Origin of the sequence: Flavobacterium procerum, from assembly GCF_042431625.1 — a bacterium.
Lineage (GTDB): Bacteria > Bacteroidota > Bacteroidia > Flavobacteriales > Flavobacteriaceae > Flavobacterium > Flavobacterium procerum.
This window is the reverse complement of the sequence record NZ_JBHLYW010000010.1, coordinates 188,572-210,791: the sequence shown is the minus strand read 5'-3', so window position 1 is coordinate 210,791 and position 22,220 is coordinate 188,572. Positions and strand designations below refer to the sequence as shown.

15 protein-coding genes are annotated in these 22,220 nt (G+C 34.4%); 6 read left to right on the top strand and 9 right to left on the bottom strand.

Translation table 11 applies throughout. The features are described from left to right. Nucleotides 1-26: 26 nt before the first annotated feature. Together ACFFLS_RS15275 and gldA are read right to left on the bottom strand one after the other, a co-directional pair. Nucleotides 27-2,144 carry a TonB-dependent receptor domain-containing protein gene (locus ACFFLS_RS15275; RefSeq protein WP_379684627.1) on the bottom strand — a complete coding sequence of 706 codons (2,118 nt, stop codon included), beginning with the start codon at nucleotides 2,142-2,144 and terminating at the stop codon, nucleotides 27-29. A gap of 375 nt (nucleotides 2,145-2,519) precedes the next feature. Beyond that, a complete protein-coding gene (gene gldA / locus ACFFLS_RS15270) occupies nucleotides 2,520-3,416 on the bottom strand; it encodes a gliding motility-associated ABC transporter ATP-binding subunit GldA (RefSeq protein ID WP_379684628.1) in 897 nt (298 codons plus the stop codon). A gap of 149 nt (nucleotides 3,417-3,565) precedes the next feature. Between gldA and ACFFLS_RS15265 the strand changes: the two genes are divergently transcribed. The 3 genes from ACFFLS_RS15265 to ACFFLS_RS15255 all read left to right on the top strand — a co-directional run bounded on the left by ACFFLS_RS15265 (nucleotide 3,566) and on the right by ACFFLS_RS15255 (nucleotide 6,596). Continuing rightward, nucleotides 3,566-4,150: an outer membrane beta-barrel protein gene (locus ACFFLS_RS15265; protein WP_379684629.1), complete on the top strand. Its 585-nt coding sequence runs from the start codon at nucleotides 3,566-3,568 to the stop codon at nucleotides 4,148-4,150. Nucleotides 4,151-4,354: 204 nt separating this feature from the next. Next, nucleotides 4,355-4,945 (top strand): outer membrane beta-barrel protein, encoded by a 591-nt coding sequence (locus ACFFLS_RS15260; RefSeq protein ID WP_379684630.1) that lies wholly within the window; start codon nucleotides 4,355-4,357, stop codon nucleotides 4,943-4,945. Between the two features lie 304 nt (nucleotides 4,946-5,249). Continuing rightward, entirely contained in the window at nucleotides 5,250-6,596 is a 1,347-nt protein-coding gene (locus tag ACFFLS_RS15255; protein ID WP_379684631.1) for a deoxyguanosinetriphosphate triphosphohydrolase, read from the top strand. A gap of 92 nt (nucleotides 6,597-6,688) precedes the next feature. Here the strand turns inward: ACFFLS_RS15255 and ACFFLS_RS15250 are convergent, their stop codons facing one another. Genes ACFFLS_RS15250 through ACFFLS_RS15225 form a run of 6 tightly spaced genes read right to left on the bottom strand, consistent with a single transcriptional unit; the run spans nucleotide 6,689 to nucleotide 12,937 of the window. Further along, the gene (locus ACFFLS_RS15250; RefSeq protein ID WP_379684632.1) at nucleotides 6,689-7,690 is read right to left on the bottom strand and encodes a DUF3078 domain-containing protein; all 1,002 of its coding nucleotides are present in this window, start codon (nucleotides 7,688-7,690) and stop codon (nucleotides 6,689-6,691) included. 38 nt (nucleotides 7,691-7,728) lie between these two features. After that, nucleotides 7,729-9,516 carry a 1-deoxy-D-xylulose-5-phosphate synthase gene (locus ACFFLS_RS15245; RefSeq protein ID WP_379684633.1) on the bottom strand — a complete coding sequence of 596 codons (1,788 nt, stop codon included), beginning with the start codon at nucleotides 9,514-9,516 and terminating at the stop codon, nucleotides 7,729-7,731. Between the two features lie 51 nt (nucleotides 9,517-9,567). Then, nucleotides 9,568-10,221, bottom strand: a complete 654-nt coding sequence (locus tag ACFFLS_RS15240) for a hypothetical protein (RefSeq protein ID WP_379684634.1) — start codon at nucleotides 10,219-10,221, stop codon at nucleotides 9,568-9,570. Next, nucleotides 10,221-11,054 carry an energy transducer TonB gene (locus ACFFLS_RS15235; protein ID WP_379684635.1) on the bottom strand — a complete coding sequence of 278 codons (834 nt, stop codon included), beginning with the start codon at nucleotides 11,052-11,054 and terminating at the stop codon, nucleotides 10,221-10,223. The genes ACFFLS_RS15240 and ACFFLS_RS15235 overlap by 1 nt, the downstream gene beginning before the upstream one ends. Before the next feature lie 7 nt (nucleotides 11,055-11,061). Next, on the bottom strand, nucleotides 11,062-12,000 hold the full coding sequence (locus tag ACFFLS_RS15230; protein WP_379684636.1) for a hypothetical protein: 939 nt from the start codon (nucleotides 11,998-12,000) through the stop codon (nucleotides 11,062-11,064). A gap of 10 nt (nucleotides 12,001-12,010) precedes the next feature. Next, nucleotides 12,011-12,937, bottom strand: a complete 927-nt coding sequence (locus ACFFLS_RS15225) for an energy transducer TonB (RefSeq protein ID WP_379684637.1) — start codon at nucleotides 12,935-12,937, stop codon at nucleotides 12,011-12,013. Nucleotides 12,938-12,997: 60 nt separating this feature from the next. Between ACFFLS_RS15225 and ACFFLS_RS15220 the strand changes: the two genes are divergently transcribed. Then, on the top strand, nucleotides 12,998-13,441 hold the full coding sequence (locus tag ACFFLS_RS15220; protein WP_379684638.1) for a nucleoside deaminase: 444 nt from the start codon (nucleotides 12,998-13,000) through the stop codon (nucleotides 13,439-13,441). A gap of 111 nt (nucleotides 13,442-13,552) precedes the next feature. On the opposite strand, the gene ACFFLS_RS15215 is transcribed toward ACFFLS_RS15220, so the two are convergent. Then, on the bottom strand, nucleotides 13,553-14,599 hold the full coding sequence (locus ACFFLS_RS15215) for a LacI family DNA-binding transcriptional regulator (RefSeq protein ID WP_379684639.1): 1,047 nt from the start codon (nucleotides 14,597-14,599) through the stop codon (nucleotides 13,553-13,555). A 465-nt stretch (nucleotides 14,600-15,064) separates the two neighbouring features. Here ACFFLS_RS15215 and ACFFLS_RS15210 point away from each other — a divergent pair, with 465 nt between their 5' ends. Both ACFFLS_RS15210 and ACFFLS_RS15205 read left to right on the top strand, forming a co-directional pair. Continuing rightward, nucleotides 15,065-15,697 (top strand): hypothetical protein, encoded by a 633-nt coding sequence (locus ACFFLS_RS15210; protein ID WP_379684640.1) that lies wholly within the window; start codon nucleotides 15,065-15,067, stop codon nucleotides 15,695-15,697. Between the two features lie 776 nt (nucleotides 15,698-16,473). Beyond that, on the top strand, nucleotides 16,474-22,161 hold the full coding sequence (locus tag ACFFLS_RS15205; protein WP_379689506.1) for an alpha-2-macroglobulin family protein: 5,688 nt from the start codon (nucleotides 16,474-16,476) through the stop codon (nucleotides 22,159-22,161). Nucleotides 22,162-22,220 lie beyond the last annotated feature (59 nt).

The window sequence follows — 22,220 nt, the reverse complement described above, 5'->3', positions numbered from 1 at the left end:
AAAACAATATTCAAGAATGAATAATCTTAAATTCTATAGGTAAAAGCGATGGTTGCAATGCGATTATCCAAATCGTATTTTTTATCAAGGCTTGTCTGCGCAATTACAGATTTGATGTAAAAATTATTGGTGTTGAAAATATCAGTGACATTAAGTTTGATAGTTCCTTTTTTTGCCAAAACCTGTTTCGAAATTCCGATGCTGAAATCAAAGAAGGCATCACGTTGGTAAATTCCAAGATTAGATTTCGACTGGTATTGCGCATTTGCCTCGGCTTTAAGGGTTTCGGTAATAGTAAATGAATTTTGAACATTCAGATTAACCGTCATAATAGGGTCAATTGTAGAGCTGTTAAGTACATTTGCCATAAATTTATTTTCGAATACATTAAAAAGCGTGTTTACAGACCACCATTTGCTAAGCTCAGAACTATTGGTAATGTTAATGCCGTAATTATATGATTTACTAACATTGATTTCGGTAGTAACGGTTGTATTGGCGTTCGGGTCGTAATTATACACTTCTGTAAAAACATCTTTTGTTTTGTTAAAATAAACCGATGCCATAAAACTGCTTTTCCAAGCGTAGCCAATTTCCATTGCGTTTGTAATTTCAGGAACTAAATTTGGATTTCCCTGCGAATAATTAAAAGAGTCATCATAAAAACGAAACGGATTCAGGTCAAACTGGCTAGGTCTGTTGATTCTTTTACTGTATGAAGCATGAACCGAATGGCTGCTTGTTAATTCGTATTTTAACGAAATGCTCGGAAACCAGTTCAGATAATCGTCTTTATGTGTTTCATTTAAGGTCTTCTGATTGATGTCAATTGCAGTATATTCGCTTCGTAAACCACCCTGAATATTCAGTTTATCCAACTGATATTTGTAATTGATGTAAGCTGCATAAATCTGTTCATTGTATTCAAAATGATTGGTCGAATTAAAATCGATTAGCCACTGATTGTTTTCGTTGTATTCATAAACAGAAGGGTTGTCATTGTTTTTGATGCTACCTTTGAAACCCCATTCTAACGATTGTTTTTCTTTAATCGGATTTACAAAATCTATTTTTCCGCTAAATACTTTTAATTGAGAAGGAATAAAGCCTCTACGATCATTGACAGTTGCAGATGAAGCTGTGTTATCGGCACTTTGAAACTGGTTTGATCTAAATTTTGAAGTTTCGTATTCAAAATCAAATGCTAGGGTTTGTCCTTCTTTATCAAATTTATGAAGACCCGAAAACGCGTAGGTGTAATCATTCCATTTTTCTTTGCTGTTATTATAAGTTACGGCGTCAAAAATAGGTTGATTTGCAGCATCAGTTAAGAAATTAGTTCCGTCGGCCATATTTTGATAGCTACCGATTTTCGCATCTACATAAAACTCTAAATTGGTTTTTGGTGAAACTTCATACTGCGTTCCGATTTTAAAATTGTTAGAAGTCAAAGGTTCGTCTGTGATAGAAGTTTGATTATTCTTTGTCGCAATTTCTTCGCGCGTAGCATCGGTAAATTGAGTTTGGTTGAATTTTTTCTTTTCCTCTTCACCACGGAAAGTATAACTGTAATTACCGAAAACGCCCCATTTGTCTTTATTGTAATTTAAATTAAAACCAGCACTGTTTCTGTTTTTTCTACCTCTTCCGTAACTGGCAAACGCAGTTCCTTTTAATCCCGAAGCATTAGGTTTTTTTAGAATGATATTGATGATTCCGGCTTTTCCCGCAGCATCATATTTTGCAGAAGGATTTGTAATTACTTCTATTTGCTTAATATTGGATGAAGCGGTCGATTTTAAATAATTGGCCAATTCCTTTTGCGAAAGCTGTGTCAGTTTTCCGTTAATCATAACCGCAACGCCTTGCTGTCCGCGCAATGATAAATCGCCATCTTGTGAAACCACAACTCCTGGTGCGCGCGAAAGCACATCTAGAGCCGTACCGCCATCAGATACAATGCTGTTTTCTACATTAAAAACAAGTCTGTCTGATTTTTGCGTGTACAACACTTTCTTTTTTGTCAACACAACTTCATCTAAAACATTTATGCTCGTTTCGATGATACTGTCTTTTTCTTTTTCTTCCTGCGAGAATCCATATACCGAAAAAGCAAGCATAATGGAGGTTATTAAATTTTTCATGCTGTTTAATTTGCTATCCTAAATTTTGTTTAGAATAAAATCCTGAGTTTTAAGAATTATTGAAGAACAAGCTGTTCTAGTTTTTCTGAAATTCTTTTTCGAAGATTTAGAAGTTGATTTAAAATAGCAGAAAAAGCTTTTTTTATTAAAAGGAGTATATAAATCATGACGTGGCATTTTGAAGTTTCTGATGCCAAAGATAATAACTATTTATAATAAGTCTAAATAAAAATAAAATTAATTTGAATACTATTTAGTAAGCGATTGAAAAAGAGAGTTTAGCAAGTTTTAAAAAGGAAATAATTACCTATTAAAAAAGCGATTTGTTTAGAAACAAATCGCTTTTTTATGTAAATGATATCGTAAAATGGCTGTTTATTTGGTGATTTCTCTAAAAACAGCTTCGAGGTTTTTATTCTTTTGATTGAGTTGCAAGGTTTTTAAGCCGTTTTCGCTTGCAAAATCAAAAATTGCTGGACGCATATCTTTTTCGGTAACAAAAGTAAGTTCCCAAGTCATGTCATGTGTATTGACGTATGAACTGATATTTTGAAGTTTAGCCAGTAGTTGCTCTTCAACTTTGTAGTCAAATTCGACTTCAATAACCTGCTCTTTGCTTGCGGCAACTAAATGATCTAATTTATTGTCGGCTACAATTTGTCCTTTGTCAATAATTATGACACGGTCGCAGATGGCTTCAACTTCCTGCATAATATGTGTTGAGAGAAAAACAGTTTTATTTTTCCCCGCATTTTTAATCACATTTCTAATTTCCATTAACTGGTTCGGATCCAGACCAGTAGTTGGCTCATCCAAAATCAAAACCTCAGGGTCGTGTAGCAAAGCATTTGCAAGTCCTACACGTTGACGGTAACCTTTAGACAATTGTCCAATCTTTTTATGGCTTTCTGGTGTCAGTCCTGTCAGTTGTATAACTTCTTCGATTCTTGATTTCGGAACTTTATAAACATCGGCATTAAAAGCCAAATACTCACGAATATACAAATCCAAATACAGCGGATTATGCTCTGGAAGGTACCCAATTGATTGTTGGACTGCTTTTGTATTTGTCATGACATCGTGACCATTTACAAGGGCCTGACCTTCGTCTGCCAGTAAATAAGTGGTCAAAATTTTCATCAAGGTAGATTTGCCGGCTCCGTTTGGGCCTAAAAATCCAACAATTTCTCCTTTTTGTATAGAGAACGAAATTGAGTTTAACGCTTTTTGTGTTCCGTAACTTTTTGATATGTTGTTTACTACTATCGACATGACTTTTTATTTACTGCAAAAATAAACAGAAAATAATTCTAACCACAGTATTTTATATTTTAAAGTAATCATAAAAAAAACTTAAAACCCTTAATTCACGGCATCGTTATTGTTAAAGGAAACTTAAATTCAACAAAAATAAATTAAACATGACAAAAAAAATTTTAGTGATGGCTCTTTTAGCTATCGGTAGTTTTGCAAATGCACAAAAAGGGACAATCTTAGTTGGTGGAAACATTTCTTACGCTTCTGAAAAAACAGAATTTCAATTTAGCGAAGAAAAAGTTAACTCATTTACTTTCTCTCCAAAAGTAGGTTATCAGTTCCACGATAACTGGACAGTTGGGGGTGAATTTGCAGTAACTTCTTCTACAAACGATAACGGAAATGTTGAAGAAAAACTTAACGGTTTCAAAATTGGAGCATTCGTACGTTACTCTGTGCCGTTGAACCAAACTTTCTCTGTTTTCGCAGATATGGGAGTTGGTGCTCAAAACCAAAAATACAAAGAGTACGGTCCAGGAAACAGCTTTTTCAAATCTAAAGCAGATGGTGTTTACGCAAATGTAACTCCAGCTCTTTTCATCAACATGAAAAAAGGTTTTGGTCTTAACTTCAGCATTGGAGGTTTAGGATTCGAAACTTTAAGCTACGATAACAATGGTGCTGATGTTAGTAATTTCTACTTCAATTTCGGTCAAACATTCAATATCGGAATTTCTAAAAACTTCTAGTCTTAAGTTTTATAAATTCAATTTCAGAAAAGCATCTGCATCAGCAGATGCTTTTTTGTTTATTGTAAGAATTATGTTAAAGAATATGTAAACTTTTCTTTTAAAATATTGTTAGTCAAAACTTTGTAAATGTGGTTTAGAATAGTTAGGGAATAACGGCATTATTGTTGCGAAATACTTACAAAATTTTAAACATATACAATTATGAAAAAAATGTTACTTATTCTTGCGTTAGCTTTATGTGGTTACGCAAATGCTCAAAAAGGATCTGTTTTGGTTATGGGAAATGTATCGTACAATTCTCAAAAGAATTCAGGTTTCAATTCAGAAAATAAACAAAACGGCTTTGGTATCCAGCCTAAAATCGGGTATCAGTTTCATGAAAACTGGACAGCAGGTATTGAAGGTAATTTTATAAATGTTAAACAAACTTCTTTTGAAGGAAGTCAATATAGAGATAAGGTTTATGGCTTTGGTGGATTTGTACGTTATAGCAAGCCTTTAGGTTCTATTTTTTCTGCCTATGCAGATTTGGGTGTTGGTTATCGCAACAGAAAAGAAACATTTACAAGTGCAGTGGGACAAACTTATAATGATAGCAATGGATTTTATGCGAGCGTAACTCCCGCAATTTTTATTGATATTTCAAAAGGTTTTGGTTTGAATTTTAATATTGGCGGATTAAATTATTCGTCTTTGGATAGTGATAGTGCAACTGGAAGTAGTTACAAAACAAAAACATTTGGATTCAATTTCGGACAATCGTTTTCAATAGGTCTTTCAAAAAACTTCTAGACTTAGGTTTTACATAAACATGAAAAAAAGCGCTTCAAATTGTAGCGCTTTTTTTTGCTAAAGATTTTTTGAAAACTAAAGTTTGTTGTCTAGCCCCGATAGCAGCGATATCCTTTTTCTGGCTTCTTTAGACAGAAAAAGATATAGCGGATAGCGGGACAAAACGTACTTTTGAAAACGTAAATTTTCTGCTTCAAATTAATCTGTTGCCCTATTTTTATTGAATATTATCCTAAAATAAAACGTATTTTTGACCTTTAGATGAAAAATCTAAAATCTAAAATCAGAAATCTAAAATTAAAAAATGAACTGGGAACAACTTTTATCATTAAAAAGACAAGGCGATACAAGCAAAAGATTACGTGCAGAACAAGATGATACACGTTTAGGATTCGAGGTCGATTATGACCGAATTATCTTTTCGGCCGCATTTCGTTCTTTACAGGATAAAACCCAGGTTATTCCGCTTTCTAAAACCGATTTCGTACATACCCGATTGACGCACAGTCTTGAAGTTTCTGTTGTAGGAAGATCTCTAGGGCGTTTGGTCGGAAAAAAAATCATCGAAAAATATCCCTATTTGAAAGAAGCTCACGGTTATCATATGAACGATTTTGGAGCAATTGTAGCGGCTGCTTCTTTAGCACACGATATAGGAAATCCTCCTTTCGGGCATTCGGGGGAAAAAGCGATTGGAGAGTATTTTTCGAGTGGAAAAGGATTAAAATACAAAGACAAACTTACCGCAAAACAATGGCAGGATTTAATTGATTTTGAAGGAAATGCCAATGGATTTTCGGTATTAACAGCAAGTCGTCCAGGAATTGAAGGCGGACTTAGGATTTCGTATGCGACTTTGGGCGCTTTTATGAAATATCCAAAAGAAAGTCTTCCTAAAAAACCGACCAATAATATTGCAGATAAAAAATACGGTTTCTTTCAGACAGACAAAGTTTTCTTTGAAGAAGTTGCCGAAGATATGGGCTTGATTCCAAACAAAGAAGAAGGTGATTTAGGGTTTGAAAGACATCCTTTGGCTTATTTGGTGGAAGCGGCCGATGATATCTGTTACACTATTATTGATTTTGAAGACGGAATAAATCTCGGTTTGGTTTCTGAAGATTATGCTCTTGAATATCTTATTAAACTGGTAAAAGATAATATTGGTATTGAGAAATACAATATGCTAGAAACCAAAGAAGACAGAATTAGCTATTTGCGTGCTTTGGCCATCGGAGCTTTGATTAATGATGCTGTTGATGTTTTCATTGAAAATGAAGAAGCAATCTTGGCAGGGAATTTCCCTTTTGCTTTAACAGAAAAAAGCAAATACAAAGCGCAGATGGACGATATTATTAAGTTAAGTATCGATAAAATCTACCAGAGTAGAGAAGTGATTGAGAAAGAAATAGTTGGCTATCAAATCATTCAGACTTTATTAGATAAATTTATAACAGCGTTTAATAATAAATATGATGGGAACGCGTCAAATTACGATAAGCTGATTCTAAAAATGCTTCCCGAAAAACATCATTTAGAGAAAGGCAGTTTGTACGAGCGCCTGCTTCATATTTGTCATTATGTTTCGCTTCTGACAGACGGAAATGCACTTGAATTGTACGAAATGATCAGTGGACGCAAGAAGCGTTAAATTCCTTAAAAATGTATATAAGAAAGGAGCTATCTCAAAAAGACAGCTCCTTTCTTATGAATTGTGATAAGCAAACTTATCAGAAATATTTATTATTTGAAAGCATAAACCAAACCAACTCCCAGTACTTGTCTTAACTGCATTCTTGGTCCGTCATTTACCTGTGTTTTGCTTCCTGTTGTAGGGTCAACTACATCTTTTTTTGTTTTAATATCATCGTCATAAATCAAATGAACGCCAATGTTTGCTTTTACATAAGCATTTACAACCAAATCCAAGCGCGTATCATAATCGATATCTACATTTCCGAATTTGTTTAAGTAATCGGTATAAAGACTTAGTCGGTTTTCGTAGAAAACATTTTTATAAACCTCGCTTTTCATGTAGCCAGTAAAAAGAATACCAAATTCGGCTTTTACTTTCTGACCTTCTTCAATCAGAATTTTTGTGTCTGGATTTAAAGGATCAGAGATGTAAGTTGCTTTTTTAACACCAAATGCTCCTTGATTGGCAAGATATTGATCTAAAACCAAAGTTGTTTTTAACGTAATAGGAGAGAAATAGAAAGTTCTGTTTTTTTGTTTGTTAGAATTTTCAGCTCCAGCTCCCAGAAAGATATAAGCAGGTGCAAAAGGTTTGGAAATCGCAATATCTCTGTTAGGATAATTGTAACCGTTTGTAAATTGAGTATTGAAATTCAATTTAGATGAATAATACCAGTTTGAAGCAGTATCTTTTCTAAAACCGTATGTAGAGTTAAACTGAACGGCATCATCGGTTTTTCGTAATTCAATTCCGTCCTGCTTATTTAAACCATATTTTACAATAAGTTCGTTCACCCATTTATGATTGTCTTTAACATAGGTTCTATTAAATTCTCCCTTAAATAAGCCTGAAATAGAACTTGTTCCCCCCGCGCTCCAGTTTACAAAAGCAATCTCTGAAATATCAAAACCAAGCTGATTTCTTTTGGTCCAGTTAGAAGGCGGTTTTGGCGCTTGATTGGGACTTAAAGTGGTTTGTATAATCTGGGCAAAGTTATTAGAAGTACACAGAAGCAATAAAAGCAAAAGGGTAGAACGCAATAATTTCATTAGGCTTATTTTAGTTTTTTTTTGGCGCTGCAAAATACTTATTTTGCTTCGTTTGAAAAAAGATTTATTAAACTTTTAACGTCGACATTACAAATTTGTTGCAACTCGTTCACTGTTCCATGTTCGATGAAATGGTCAGGAATACCTAAAAGTTGCATTTTGTTTTTATAATTATTTGATGCCGCAAACTCTAAAACTGCACTTCCGAAACCGCCGTTTTTTACGCCGTCTTCAATTGTAATAATAGATTCAAAGTTTGTAAAAATATGATGTAATGTATTGTAATCTAAAGGCTTTATGAACGGAAAGTCATAATGGGCGATGTTTTCAGGATTAGAACATTCGTTAAGAGCAGAAATAACATTATTGCCGATAGTTCCTGTTGATAAAACAGCTGTTTTTGTTCCGTTTTTCAAGCAGGAAGCTTCTCCGATTTTAACGGTTTTGTACCGTCCGAAATTATTTACTTCCCAGTCTGCAACGACTCCACGTCCCCTCGGATATCGAATTGCTATAGGATTATTCAGACTTAATTGGGCAGTGTACAATATATTTTGTAGCGCTATTTCATTTATAGGTGCATAAATAATCATATTCGGGATTGATCGCAGGTATGCAATGTCAAAAACGCCATGATGTGTCGCACCATCTTCGCCTACCAGACCGGCTCTGTCAAGGCAAAATATTACAGGTAGATTTTGCAGTGCAACATCATGAATAACCTGATCGTAGGCACGCTGTAAAAAAGTCGAATAGATATTGCAGTAAACCGTCATTCCTTGAGTTGCCATTCCGGCAGCCAGCGTTACGGCGTGTTGTTCTGCAATTCCGACATCAAAGGCGCGTTCGGGAATTTCTTCCATCATAAATTTTAAAGAACTTCCGGATGGCATTGCAGGTGTAATTCCGATTATCTTTTCATTTTTTCGCGCTAAATCCAGAATCGTTAGGCCAAAAACATCCTGATATTTTGGAGGCAGGTTTTCTTCATATTTTATATGAATTTCACCAGTTGAAGCATCAAATTTTCCAGGAGCATGATATTTTACTTGATTTTCCTCAGCTTGCTGTAAACCTTTTCCTTTTGTAGTTACAATATGAAGAAATTTAGGGCCTTTTATCTTTTTAAGTCGATTTAATTCTTCAATCAAAAGCGGTAAATCATGACCGTCAATTGGGCCAGAGTAATCAAAATTTAAGGATTTGATAATATTGTTCTGCCTCGGATTTTTTCCGGTTTTAACCGAAGTCAGATATTTTTTTAAAGCTCCCACGCTTGGATCAATTCCAATGGCATTATCGTTTAGAATCACTAGAATATTAGCATCGGTAACTCCCGCGTGATTGAGGCCTTCAAAAGCCATTCCGCTGGCAATTGATGCGTCGCCGATAACTGCAATGTGTTCTTTTTCGAAATCACCTTTTAAACTGGAAGCAATCGCCATTCCGAGTGCTGCAGAAATAGAAGTAGAAGAATGCCCAACGCCAAAAGTATCGTAAATGCTTTCGTCTCTTTTTGGAAAACCAGAAATTCCATTAAGCTGTCTGTTAGTATGAAAATTTTCTCTTCTTTCGGTCAAGATTTTATGTCCGTAAGCTTGGTGTCCAACATCCCAAACCAATAAATCATCAGGAGTATTAAAAACGTAATGCAAAGCAATAGTCAATTCGATTACACCTAGACTTGCACCCAAATGGCCTTCTTTTACAGAAACTACATCAATAATAAATCTGCGTAGTTCCTGAGCCAGTTGAGTTAACTGCTCTTCTTTTAAAAGACGTAAATCGGCTGGATTGTATATGTTCGAAAGTAAATCGCTTTTCATTGTAAGGAAAAAAGCAAATTTACGGTTTTAAATTTAATTTCTTCTTGCGTCTTATTTCAATAAAATAGGTACAGAATATTGCATTCTGATTTTTTTTCCGTTTGATTCGCCGGGTTGCCATTTCGGACATAAATTCAAAACCCTGACGATCTCTTTTTCCAAAGGCTCTTCAACGGCTGGAGAACATTCAAGAAACGAAACTGTACCATTTTTTTCTACTGCAAAAGCTAGAGTAAAATTGAGTTTCCAATAATAGACGCCTTCCGGTTTTTTATATTCTTTCATGAAGAAAGTATGAAATTGATCGATGCCACCCGGAAATTCAGCATTTAAATTTGAAGGCGGTTTTGTGGTTTTTGGAGCATCCTCTTTTTCTACTTTCTCCGGTTTTGAGGTTTTTTCCTTGACAACTTTTTCTTTGGCAGTTTTTTCAGAAACTATCGGAGTGGATTTTCTAAATTCAATTTGTTCAGCTTTATTAGTTGCTGATATTGTTTGGTCTGATTTTTTATTATTTGCAGTCTTCTCTAAAACAGTTGATTTCTTTGTTGTAGAATCTACTGCAACTTCAATACTTTTGGCATCTTGTTTTTTATCTTCCTTATTTTGACAGCTAAATACAACTGTTATAAAACCTGTGTACAGTATTAGTAAAAACGATTTGTAATACTTTGTAGGAGCATTTATTTTATGTTTTTTTTTCATTATTGAATTGTGATCGGTAAAGTGTAAGATGACCGTACAGCACGATTTTTAAGTTTTCCCGGAATCCAAGTTGGAGCTGCTTCTAAAATTCTGATTGCTTCTTCTCCAATTTCTTTCGGGGTATCCTTAATCGGGTTAAAATTACTCAAACTTCCATCTTCTTCGACAACAAATAAAATAAATATTTTTCCACGATACTTTTCTGTTTTATCGGGAGCAACATAATTTTTATTGAAAAAATCGTAGAATTTTTTCATGCCATTTTCAGGAACAGGAAGAACATCCAAGTCATTTTGATTGTATATAATGTCGTATTTGAAAGATCCTCTTTCATCAAAACGAGGAGGTGATAGCACAATCCCCATGGTAATCCTCTCGTCGCGTTCTTTTTTAGGTTTTTTAGATTCTATCTGATGGCCATAGCAGGAAGAAACGACTTCTTCATCATCTTGAATTTGCCCTATGTTATCAACAATTTCTATTTTATCAATCTTATTTTTGTTTCCATCTTTATCTGCACAGCTAAACAGAGTAGTTCCCATTGCAATGAAAAGCGCAAGCAAAAACATTTTATGATACTTTGTTTGCATATACAAAACCTGACTTGGAATTTGAATCTGGATTGTCTGTAATTGCGAATCTTTAAACCTGCCACAAATTCTTTCATTCTGATTTTGAATGAAAAAATGCTGAATTTCTTCAGGAAGCATAACAGAAAAATCAATAACGGTTTTAGAACAGTTCATACAGAAACGACCATCCCCAGTCGGTGTCATCTGGTTCCAGTCTTTCTTACACGGTTTCGGTATCGTTATTTTGTATTTGCTTTCCATTTGAAATCTATTGAACTTCGTCTTGATTTATTTCCTGAATTTTGACTGCTGTTATCTTTGAGAATTTCCTTTTTCTTCTTTTCTCGTTCAGGCTGTCTTTTTGTATTGTAACCAATATATTGTAATAGTTTATTGTTGTTTTTCCCTCTTCCTGACCTGGACTCCATTTGGGAGTGGTTTTTAAAACCCTTAAAAGTTCATCGCCAGTTGCATTGCCAATATCGTTGATTATTTTGAGACCTCCCATTGATCCATCTTTTTCAACAGAAAACGAGGCCTGAATAATACCCTCACTTTTTTGGGCTTTTCTAGGGAGTTCAAATCTATTTTGTATCATATCATAAAACTTTTGAATTCCACCTGGATAACTGGGCAATATAGTAAGTAAGCCTGCGCCACCTAATATGTAGGATTCGTTATTATAAATTGGCTCTGTCACTTGTATTACTTTAGGTTCTTCAACAAGGCATCCTATTGTAAGGTTAATATTCGTTTTAGACTTTTTGTGTTGAGAAGGTTCTTTGTATAGAGTATCTTTTAATGATGAGTTTTTATCAATAATCTTTGTTTTTACAGAATCCTCAACAACTTCTACAGTATCAATTTTTTTCTTATTTCCGTCCTTATCTTGACAGCTGAATAAAGTGGTTCCCATTGCAATAAACAATGCTAATAAAAATATTTTATGATAATTTGTCTGGGAGTATAAAACTTGACTTGGAATCTGTATTTGTATAATCTCAAGTTGAGACTTTCTAAATCTCCCGCAAATCTTTTCGTTTTGATTTTGAATAAAATAATGCTGAATTTCTTCTGGAAGCATAGACGTAAAATCAACAACCGTTTTAGAACAGTTCATGCAGAAACGGCCGTTTTCGTTTGGCGTCATTTTGTCCCAGTTTTCATGGCACGGTTCAGGAATTGCTATTTTATACTTTTGCCCCATTATTTGGCATTTAATTTATCTGACTTATACTGTTATTCTTTTCGGTTACCCGATTAATTGAAACTATTTTTGAAAACTTTCTGTCTTTTCTTTCAGTATTCAAACTGTCTTTTCCTAAAACAATATTCATTCTAATAGTATCAGGTATTGGTTTTCCATCAATTATCTTTGGCATCCATTTTTTTGAATTTTGCAAAACCCGAATAATTTCTTCTCCTGTTTGGTGGCCAATATTATCAAAAACCTTAATTTGTTCTAAAGTTCCGACTTTATTCACCACAAAAGAAACCTCAATTTCTCCAGTAACTCGTCTAACCTTTTTGGGAATCTGAAATTCATTTTTAATAAACGTACCAAATTTCTCAAACCCGCCCGGATAATCTGGAGATATCTCTATACTTTCATAGGCTGGGACTCCAGTGAGGGTTTCAGAATAATAACTATAGCTAGATCCATTAGCTGTTCCAGGTATTTCGTTTATATCTTCTAATCTACTGAATAGAGGAAGAGCTGCTTTTTTTGATAGACTATCTTCACTGTTAGATTTGTCAAGATTTTTTAGAGAATTGTCTTCTACCACTTCAATTTTATCAATTTTCACTTTGTTTCCTTCATTATCAGCACAACTAAACAAAGTCGTTCCCATTGTTATGAATAACGCCAGTAAAAACATTTTATGATAATGTGCCTGAGTATATAGAATACGACTTGGAATTTGAATTGTGATAGTATCTAACTGGGATTTTCTAAAATGTCCACAGAACTTTTCGTTTTGATTTTGAATAAAATAATGCTGAATTTCTTCTGGAAGCATAGACGTAAAATCAACAACCGTTTTAGAACAGTTCATGCAGAAACGGCCGTTTTCGTTTGGCGTCATCTGATTCCAGTCTTCCTGACAAGGTTCCGGTATAGTTATTTTGTATTTTTTATCCATGCTCGAATTTCAAAAATTAAATGTAATAAAAATAATGTGTAAAGTTTTACTTTTGTAGTTATGATAAATCCTTTCACCGACGAATATTTTATGAAAAAAGCTTTGCAGGAAGCTGAAATAGCTTTTGATAAAGGCGAAATTCCTGTTGGAGCTGTAATTGTCGTGGCTGATAAAATTATAGCACGAAGTCATAATTTGACAGAATTACTAAATGATGTTACTGCCCATGCCGAAATGCAGTCGATAACAGCTGCAGCCAATTTCCTTGGCGGAAAGTATTTAAAAGATTGCACGCTTTATGTAACGCTCGAGCCCTGTCAAATGTGTGCTGGAGCTTTGTATTGGAGCCAGATTTCTAAAATCGTTTTTGGCGCAAGAGACGAACAACGTGGCTTTTTAAATATGGGAACAAAACTGCATCCAAAAACGACTGTGGTTTCTGGCGTAATGGCAAATGAAGCTGCCGATTTAATGAAACGTTTTTTTCTCGAAAGACGAAAATAATCTGAAATCATGACAGACTTTTCAACAATAAAAAAACTTTTTGGAATTACTGAACCTAACGGTTTTTACTGAAGATGAAATTCAGTATTCATTTCAACATAATAAGACTGTTTACTTTTTTCTCTTTTTTGGTCTTTTTTTCTTAAAAAAGAGACTTTCACGACCAGCACAAATTGTCCAGCTTTTTCCACTTCCTAGATACATGTCAATAAATTCGTTGTCAAAGAAAATAGCTTTTTCAGGGTCTAATTTATCATTTATTTTATCAAGTAATAATTCCGCGGTGGTTTCACCCATTCCTGGTAGCGGCTTTTCTAAATTCGTAGACTCTGGTCCCAAATAGTAGGAAATAGCATTTTCAGTTATTGGAATATTCTGGCTTTGCAAATAACGTAAAGCATCTATTGCAAGTGAATTCGAGTAGGCAAAAATACTGTCAAATTCAATATTGGATTCAAGGAAATTTTTTAGTGCAGTTTTCACATCGTCGGTCTCAAAACTAGCTGTTTTTATAATAAGAGATGAATCAATTCCTTGTTTTTTCATGATATGGTCATATCCACGGGCATTTTCAGAAATAGCTCTAAATTCAGTTTTTCCCATAAGCCATGCTGTTTTTCTGTATCCATTATGTACCAATTCCTCGTACCTGCGATGCCCGATAAGATACTCGTTAATATTCAGAATGCCAATGTCATATATAGTTGCCTTCTTGTCGAATATAACGATAGGAACACCTCTTTGTATCAATACTTGGCAAATATAATTATTGGACCTTTCATCACAGGGACTCAAAATGATACCGTCGACCTTAAAAGCTTCCAGCTGAAAAAGGTTTTCCCTTTCCCTTTCTGCGTTTTTATAAGATTCCAGAATTATAATTTTATACCCTAACGGATCAAGGGTTTTTCGTATTCCTCGAAGTACTTTTGCAAAAAAAGGGGTTGTTACTTTAGGTACAACAAAGCCAATATTTTTAGTTTCTGAAGATATATCAAAGGTTTGGATATCTGGATTGTAACCCAGTTTCTGACTCAAATGATCAATCTGATCTTTTAAATAGGGGTCAATACTTTTAACATTACGAAATGCTTTTGATACAGTCGAAACTGGTACAGATAAACGCCTAGCAATATCTTCTATAGTAACGGGTTTCATATGCTTTAGATTGCTTGTAAAAAGTTAATTGTAAAAATATTAGTTTTAATTAGGAGTGTAAAATTACCGTTAAAAAACTTTTGGTAAATTTTAAACCTGATTTCTTCTTTGACAAAATACATAGAAAAGCAGTAATCTTAACATTGATATATTGTCGTATTCAAAAAAGCAATCAAAAAGATAATGGATTGATTTTTCAATAAGCCAACTAAATTTGTTTTAAAGCTATAGATTAAAAAGTTTTTAAGGATTTTTTTTAAACAAATCTATGGATTTGAAGTTCATAGTCTGGTTTGCAGACTGAAAGTTTGGGAAACTTAATTTTAACCGAAATTTGCGCAAATTAATTTGTGTAATTTTGTGTAATCTGTAGCAAAATTTAGTTAATTATAAGTTATGGATAGCCATTTAAAATATATTAACTAATGTTGTCTCTTTTGACAGAATAAAACTTTCGGCTAATTTATGACGGACTTTTCAACAATAAAAAAACTTTTTGGAATTACTGAACCTAACGGTTTTAGTGAAGATGAAATTCAGATTATAAAAGACATTTTCGGAGATCTTCCAAAAGCTTTCATTGATTATTATAGCGAATTGGGTAAAATCGAAAATCTAAATAATACACAGGATTCTTTAAACAAACCAGATCAATTTCAATATTTTAAACATAATGATTATTTGATTTTTTATGCTGAAAATCAAAGAGTTTGTGTCTGGGGAATTCATAAAGACGATTTGTCAAAACCGAATCCGCCTGTGTATATGAGTTATGATGAAAAAGATTGGAAACAGGAAACAGAAACTTTAACGGATTTCTTTGAAGCTATGGCTTTTCTTCAGGCTGGTTTTGCGTTAGAATATACTGCTGAATGTTTTTATGAAATAGAGGATAAGGATTTAAAAGTGATTGTTGAAAAGTATAAAAACAAAGGAGTTTCTTTTGCACAATGGGCAGAAGGCATCAGCTTCTATGGAAATCATGACGATGAAGTAATTATTGTAATGAGTAATGAGCAGCTTTTTTATTCGTCAGCAAATGCGGAACATTTTGATGAGCTGGATAAAGTTCTCTCAAAACTTGGAACAGAGCTTTGAGTATTCTCTGTTTTCTAAAAAAACTGTTTTAAAACAAATATGCCATATAGACACATATAAATATCATGAAGGAATTAAAACAAACAATATTATAAAATGTGTTTTCAGAAAAACCTTTTTTTGAAAGCATTATTTTGACGCTAATTCCTAGTGAAAAAAGCAAAATAAGGCAAGTGTAAAATTGAATTCCACTGCTACTTAAGCCACTAGAAAGCATATCGGTATAATCTTTTGTCTTGGACTTTACTTTTGTTGTAAATTTAAATAATAAAGAAGTTTCGATGAAAACATCACTTTCTTTAATGCGCTCTTTTGCCGTAGAAAAAGTAAATCCTTTTTGTGTAAAATAATGATAAGAAATTTTTTGTTTAGACTTCCCAGAAGTTTGGACATAATAATGTATTATTTCATCATTAGTTTTTGAAGTGGGAAAAACGTAATAATCGGCAAAAGCGATCAAAACAAAAAAAGATATCACTCTTATTAGATATATAATAACGTTTTTGTTTTTTATAATGAATTCATTTTCAGAAGAATATTTTTGGGAGGTGCTTGCCATAATACAGAATTTAGAAAGTAAGAAATATATTGTTTTTTTTAAATCAAATAATAAAAAACTTCAACAAAAGTTAAATAATCTTTCCTAGAGAATTTTCCTCTTAAAGGATTCTGAAAATAGTTTACTTTTATAATAATTTAATTTGTTTTTTGCTGTTATGGCATTAATAGTAATAAGATTAAATTACTAGTTTATTAACCATTAACTCTAGATAAAAGTGAAAGCAAAAGGTTTAGTTCTCGTTTTTTTTGTGTTCTTTATTTTTCAATCCTGTGGAAGAAAATCTGCTGCAGATTTCAATTCCGATTTCTCATTATTTAAAGATTACATTACCAGTTTCACAGGCGGAATTGTTTCTGCAGATTCTGATATTCGTGTGGTTTTGGCTTTTGACAAAAACGACTGGAAACCCAATCAGGAATTAGATGACGATTTGTTTGATATTTCGCCAAATGTAAGAGGGAAAATCGTGGCACTTTCGACTAATACCTTAGCTTTTATTCCAGAGAAAAAACTAAAAGCAGGAACAGAATATCAGGTTACTTTAAACCTCGATAAGCTAACTGCTATTCCGAAAGAAAAGGAAAAGGAACTTTCTAAATTCAATTTTACAGTTAAAACGGTAAAACAAGATTTTACGATTAATACGGGCGATATTCAGTCGTACAGCAAAGAATATCAATATTTGAACTGCACTTTAAAAACGGCAGATAACATTGATTTGGAGACAGCGACAAAATTAGTCGAGGCCAAACATAATGGAAACGATCTTAAGATTAAGTTTGATAAGAGTCCGACTGTCGGTAAAGAATTTCATTTTATAATTGACAGTATTCAGCGTCAGTCAGAAGCTTCAAATTTGGAGATTATTTATGACGGAAATGATTTTGATATCGAACAAAAAGGACAAATCGATTTCCCGATTACAAGCATCAACGAATTTAAAGTCGTAAAAGTTGAAGTTCCAGACGGAAACAATCAGCAGGTTTTAATTAATTTCTCCGAACCTTTAGAAAAAGGTCAGGATTTTGCGGGATTGGTTTCAATTCAAAATACTAATAATCTTAAGTTTTCAACTCAAGGAAATTTACTAAAAGTATATTTTACAAACCAGAATGCTCCTAAAAAAGAAGAGGTAAACCCAGTAGCAGTAGAAGAACCTGTTGCAGTTGCAGTAGATTCGGCTGCAGTTGTTGTAGATTCGGCCGCGGTAGCTGTAGATTCAGTGGCTGTAGTTGCAGAAGAAGCTGTCGAATATGTACCAGACGAAGAACCAGAACAAGTTATTACGGGCGAATTGTTATTGGAAGTTTTTCAGGGAATTGAAAGTCAGTACGGCAAAAAACTCGAAAACAATTATACTGAAAAAATCTCTTTTGATCAGATAAAACCGAGCATCCGCTTTGTTAAAAACGGAACGATTTTGCCAAGTTCAAATAATTTGAAACTGAATTTCGAAGCCGTAAATCTGAGCGCTGTGGATGTAAAAGTCTACAAGATTTATAAAAATAACATTTTGCAATTTCTTCAATACAATGAATTAAACGGCGGACAAAACCTTAAAAAAGTAGCACAACCAATTGCCAAAACCACACTGAATTTAAGGGAAAGCACGCTTGTAAATTTATCCAAATGGAATACGTACGCTTTAGATTTATCTAAAATTATAAAACCTGAACCAGGAGCGATTTATAGGGTTGAATTTGTTTATAAAAAGAAATATTCTCTTTATAAATGCGAAACATCAGATGGTAATGATGACGAAACAGAAGAGGAAGAAGTGGATGAAAACGATGTAAACTACAGCGGAAACTCTTACGACGATTATTACTATTATGATGATTACGATTGGAGAGAAAGTCAGGATCCTTGTACAGGTTCGTATTATTATAATGCGAGAATTGCGACTAATATTTTGGCGTCAGATTTAGGAGTTATTGCCAAAAGAGGCGAGAATAAATCGTATTTGTTTGCTGTAAATAACATTGTTACAACAGAACCGATTTCGAATGCAAGAGTAGATTTATATAATTTCCAGCAGCAAAAAATAGCTTCAGAAGCGACAAGCAGCGAAGGTATTGCATCTTTTCAATTGGATAAGTTCGCATATTTCGCTATTGTGACTTTGGGCGATCAGTCAACTTATGTGAAATTGGATGACGGACTATCGTTATCTGTCAGTAATTTTGATGTTGCGGGAGAGACTTTGCAAAAAGGCTTAAAAGGGTTTATTTATGGAGAAAGAGGCGTTTGGCGTCCAGGAGATAATTTGTATCTGTCGTTTATTTTGAATGATGCTGCAAATAAACTTCCGAAATCACATCCGATTAAATTCAGATTGAATGATCCGAATGGGAAAACAGTTTATCAGACTGTTCAGAAAACAAACGATTTAAACCATTATGCCTTTACAGTGCCGACAAACCAAGATGCGCCGACAGGAAATTGGGAAGCGATGGTAAGTGTTGGTGGTGCTAAATTCTATAAGAGCATTAAGATTGAAACAATTAAACCAAATCGTTTAAAAATCAAAAATACGTTTAGCAGAAAAACACTTTCGGCTTCGTATCCAAATACAGACAATCTGGAAGTAACATGGCTTCACGGTGCGATTGCTAAGAATTTGAATGTAGAAATGCAGGCTAAATTCTCCCAGCAAACAACCACTTTTAAAGGATACGAAAAATACAGTTTTGATGATTTAGCCCGTCAGTTTGGTACAGAAGAAATTAATGTCTTCTCTGGAAAATTGAATGAAAGCGGAAAAGCTTCAGTAAATATTCAGCCAAGACTACAAGGTCAGGCGCCGGGAATGCTTCGCGCTTCATTCATTACCAAAGTTTACGAAGAAGGAGGCGATTTTAGTACAGATGTAATGTCAACGACTTATTCTCCGTATAAAACCTACGTCGGGATTAAAACGCCTGAACTGAACAGGTATAGTATGCTTGAAACCAGAACAAACAATCGTTTTGAAGTCGTTACAGTTGATGAAAACGGCAGACCAAAATCAGTTCGTAATCTCGAAGTACGAGTTTACAAAGTGGATTGGAGATGGTGGTGGGATTCTTCAAGCGATAATTTATCAAATTATAACTCGTCGAATGCAACGACTTCATACAAAACTTTTGTTATCAATACTGATTCAAGCGGAAAAGGAAATTTCCAATTTGCTTTAAGTGATGAAGAATGGGGACGTTATTTAATTCGCGTTGAAGACGGAGAAAGTGGTCACGCAACCTCATTAACAGTAAATATCGACTGGCCAATCTGGTCTGGAAAAACAAGAAACAGAGATGCTTCAACAGCTAGTATGTTAGTTTTTTCTACTGATAAAAAGAATTATGCTGTTGGAGAAAAAGCGCAGATTTCTTTCCCTTCAAGCGAAGGCGGACGTGCGTTAATCTCAATCGAAAATGGATCAAGAGTAGTGCAGACTATTTGGGCAGAAACTAAAAACGGAGAAACGAAAGTTGAGGTTCCGATAACAGGAGCAATGGCACCAAACGTATATTTTAATATTACGTTGCTACAGCCTCATGCTTCAACGAAAAACGATTCGCCGATTCGTATGTATGGAATTGTTCCTATTGAAGTGGTTGATAAAAACACGATTTTAGCTCCAACATTAAACATGCCTGACGTATTAAGACCAGAACAGCCTTTCACGGTTAAAGTAGGGGAGAAATCAGGTAAAGAAATGACTTATACAATTGCTGTTGTTGACGAAGGTCTTTTGGATTTAACTCGTTTTAAAACACCAAATGCATGGGATAGTTTCTATGTTCGTGAAGCTTTAGGTGTAAAAACTTGGGACGTTTATGATGATGTAATTGGCGCATATGGCGGAAAAATAAATCAGATTTTCAGTATTGGTGGTGACCAAGATTTAGGTGGTGGAAAAGCTAAAAAAGCAAACCGTTTTAAACCAGTTGTATTGTATTATGGCCCATTCAAATTAGGAAAAGGAGAAACAAAATCACATCAATTAAAACTTCCAAAATATATTGGTTCAGTTCGAACAATGGTTGTGGCTGGCGACGCTAATACAAGTGCTTACGGAAGTGCAGAAAAAGCAACTCAGGTTAAGAGTCCGTTGATGGTACTGGCTTCGTTGCCAAGAAAAATTTCGCCATCAGAAAAAGTGACGCTTCCAGTAACGATTTTTGCAACTGAAAACAAAATCAAAAATGTAACAATTCAGGTAAAAACCAGCAACGGATTAAAAGTAGTCGGAAGCGCAGTCCAAAGGTTAAATTTTGCACAGCCTGACGAAAAAATGGCGTATTTTAATTTGGTTGTAGGCTCGGCTACCGGAATTGCAAAAGTTCAGGTTGTAGCAACATCAGGAAGTGAGAAATCTACTTATGATGTTGAAATCGACATGACCAATCCGAATCCAGTTACGAGTACCTTTACCGATGTTGTTTTAACGCCAAATAGTTCAAAAACAATTTCATGGAAAACATTTGGAATCGCTGGAAGCAACAAAGCAAGATTGGAAGTTTCGTCTATGCCATCAATGAATTTGAATGGAAGACTGCAGTTTTTAATTCAGTATCCACATGGTTGTGTAGAGCAGACAACTTCATCTGTCTTCCCACAATTGTATTTAGGCGATGTGGCAGATATAGACACTAAGCGTAAAGATTTGATTCAGAAAAATATTGCGGCCGGAATTGCAAGATTAGGGAATTTCCAATTATCAAATGGCGGTTTGCCTTATTGGCAAGGTAATGCAATTGCAGATGATTGGGGAACTTCTTACGCTGGACATTTCTTGATTGAAGCAGAGAAAAAAGGATATGTACTGCCAATAAACTTCAAATCAAAATGGTTGTCGTATCAACAGAAAGAAGCGAAACAATGGCGTTTTGAACCGAAATATGGAAATGATTTAGCTCAGGCATATCGTCTTTATACTTTAGCTTTAGCTGGAAATGCCGATTTATCAGCAATGAATAGATTGAGAGAAACAAAAGACATTTCGAACGAAAGTATGCTTCGTTTGGCAGCGGCTTATGTTTTGGCAGGTCAAAAAGCTGCAGGTCAAAGTTTGTTTTTGAAAACGAGTATTGACGGAAGTTCAGACGGTTACAGTTATTACTATTATGGTTCTAACGAAAGAAATAGAGCGATGGCTTTGGAGACAATGCTTCTTTTAGACCAAAAACAAAAAGCATTTGTAACCGCTTCGAAATTAGCAAAAGAAATGTCAGCTAATCAATGGATGAGCACACAGACAACGGCTTACTGTTTGTATGCAATGTCGAAATTTGCGGTTAGCAACGGCCCAAAAGGAATCAATATCCAGTTTAATAAAAACGGAAAAGGAGAGGCAATAAATACAAGTAAGTCAGTCGCAGATCGCAGTTTGTCTGTTGCTTCTGGCACGAACAGTATCACATTGAAAAACAATAAAGCCAATACAGTTTATGTTCGTGTATTGAATACAGGAATTCTGCCAATTGGACAAGAAAATGCAGTTCAAAGTGATGTTACGGCTTCGATTGTTTTCAAAGACAGGAAAGGTACTGTAATCAATGTTTCCAGAATAAATCAGGGAACAGAGTTTGTTGCAGAGGTTACGATTAAAAACCAAAGAGGGGAAAGAATTCAGAATGTCGCTTTATCGCAGATTCTGCCTTCAGGATTCGAAATCGTAAACACTCGTTTCACAGATTATGGAGACGCTGTAAACAATATCGCCGATTATATCGATATCCGTGATGACAGAACGAATTTCTATTTTAGTATGGCAAGCAGAGAAACAAAAGTTTTCAGAATATTGCTGAATGCATCGTATCTAGGAAATTACTATTTACCAGGATTGCAATGTGAAGCCATGTATGATAATACTTTCTTAGCTAGAACAAAAGGATTCTGGGTTGAGGTTGTGAAGTAAATTTATTAGCCACAGATTTGTATATGAAGAATGGAAAAAAACCTTTTAATCCTTGTAAT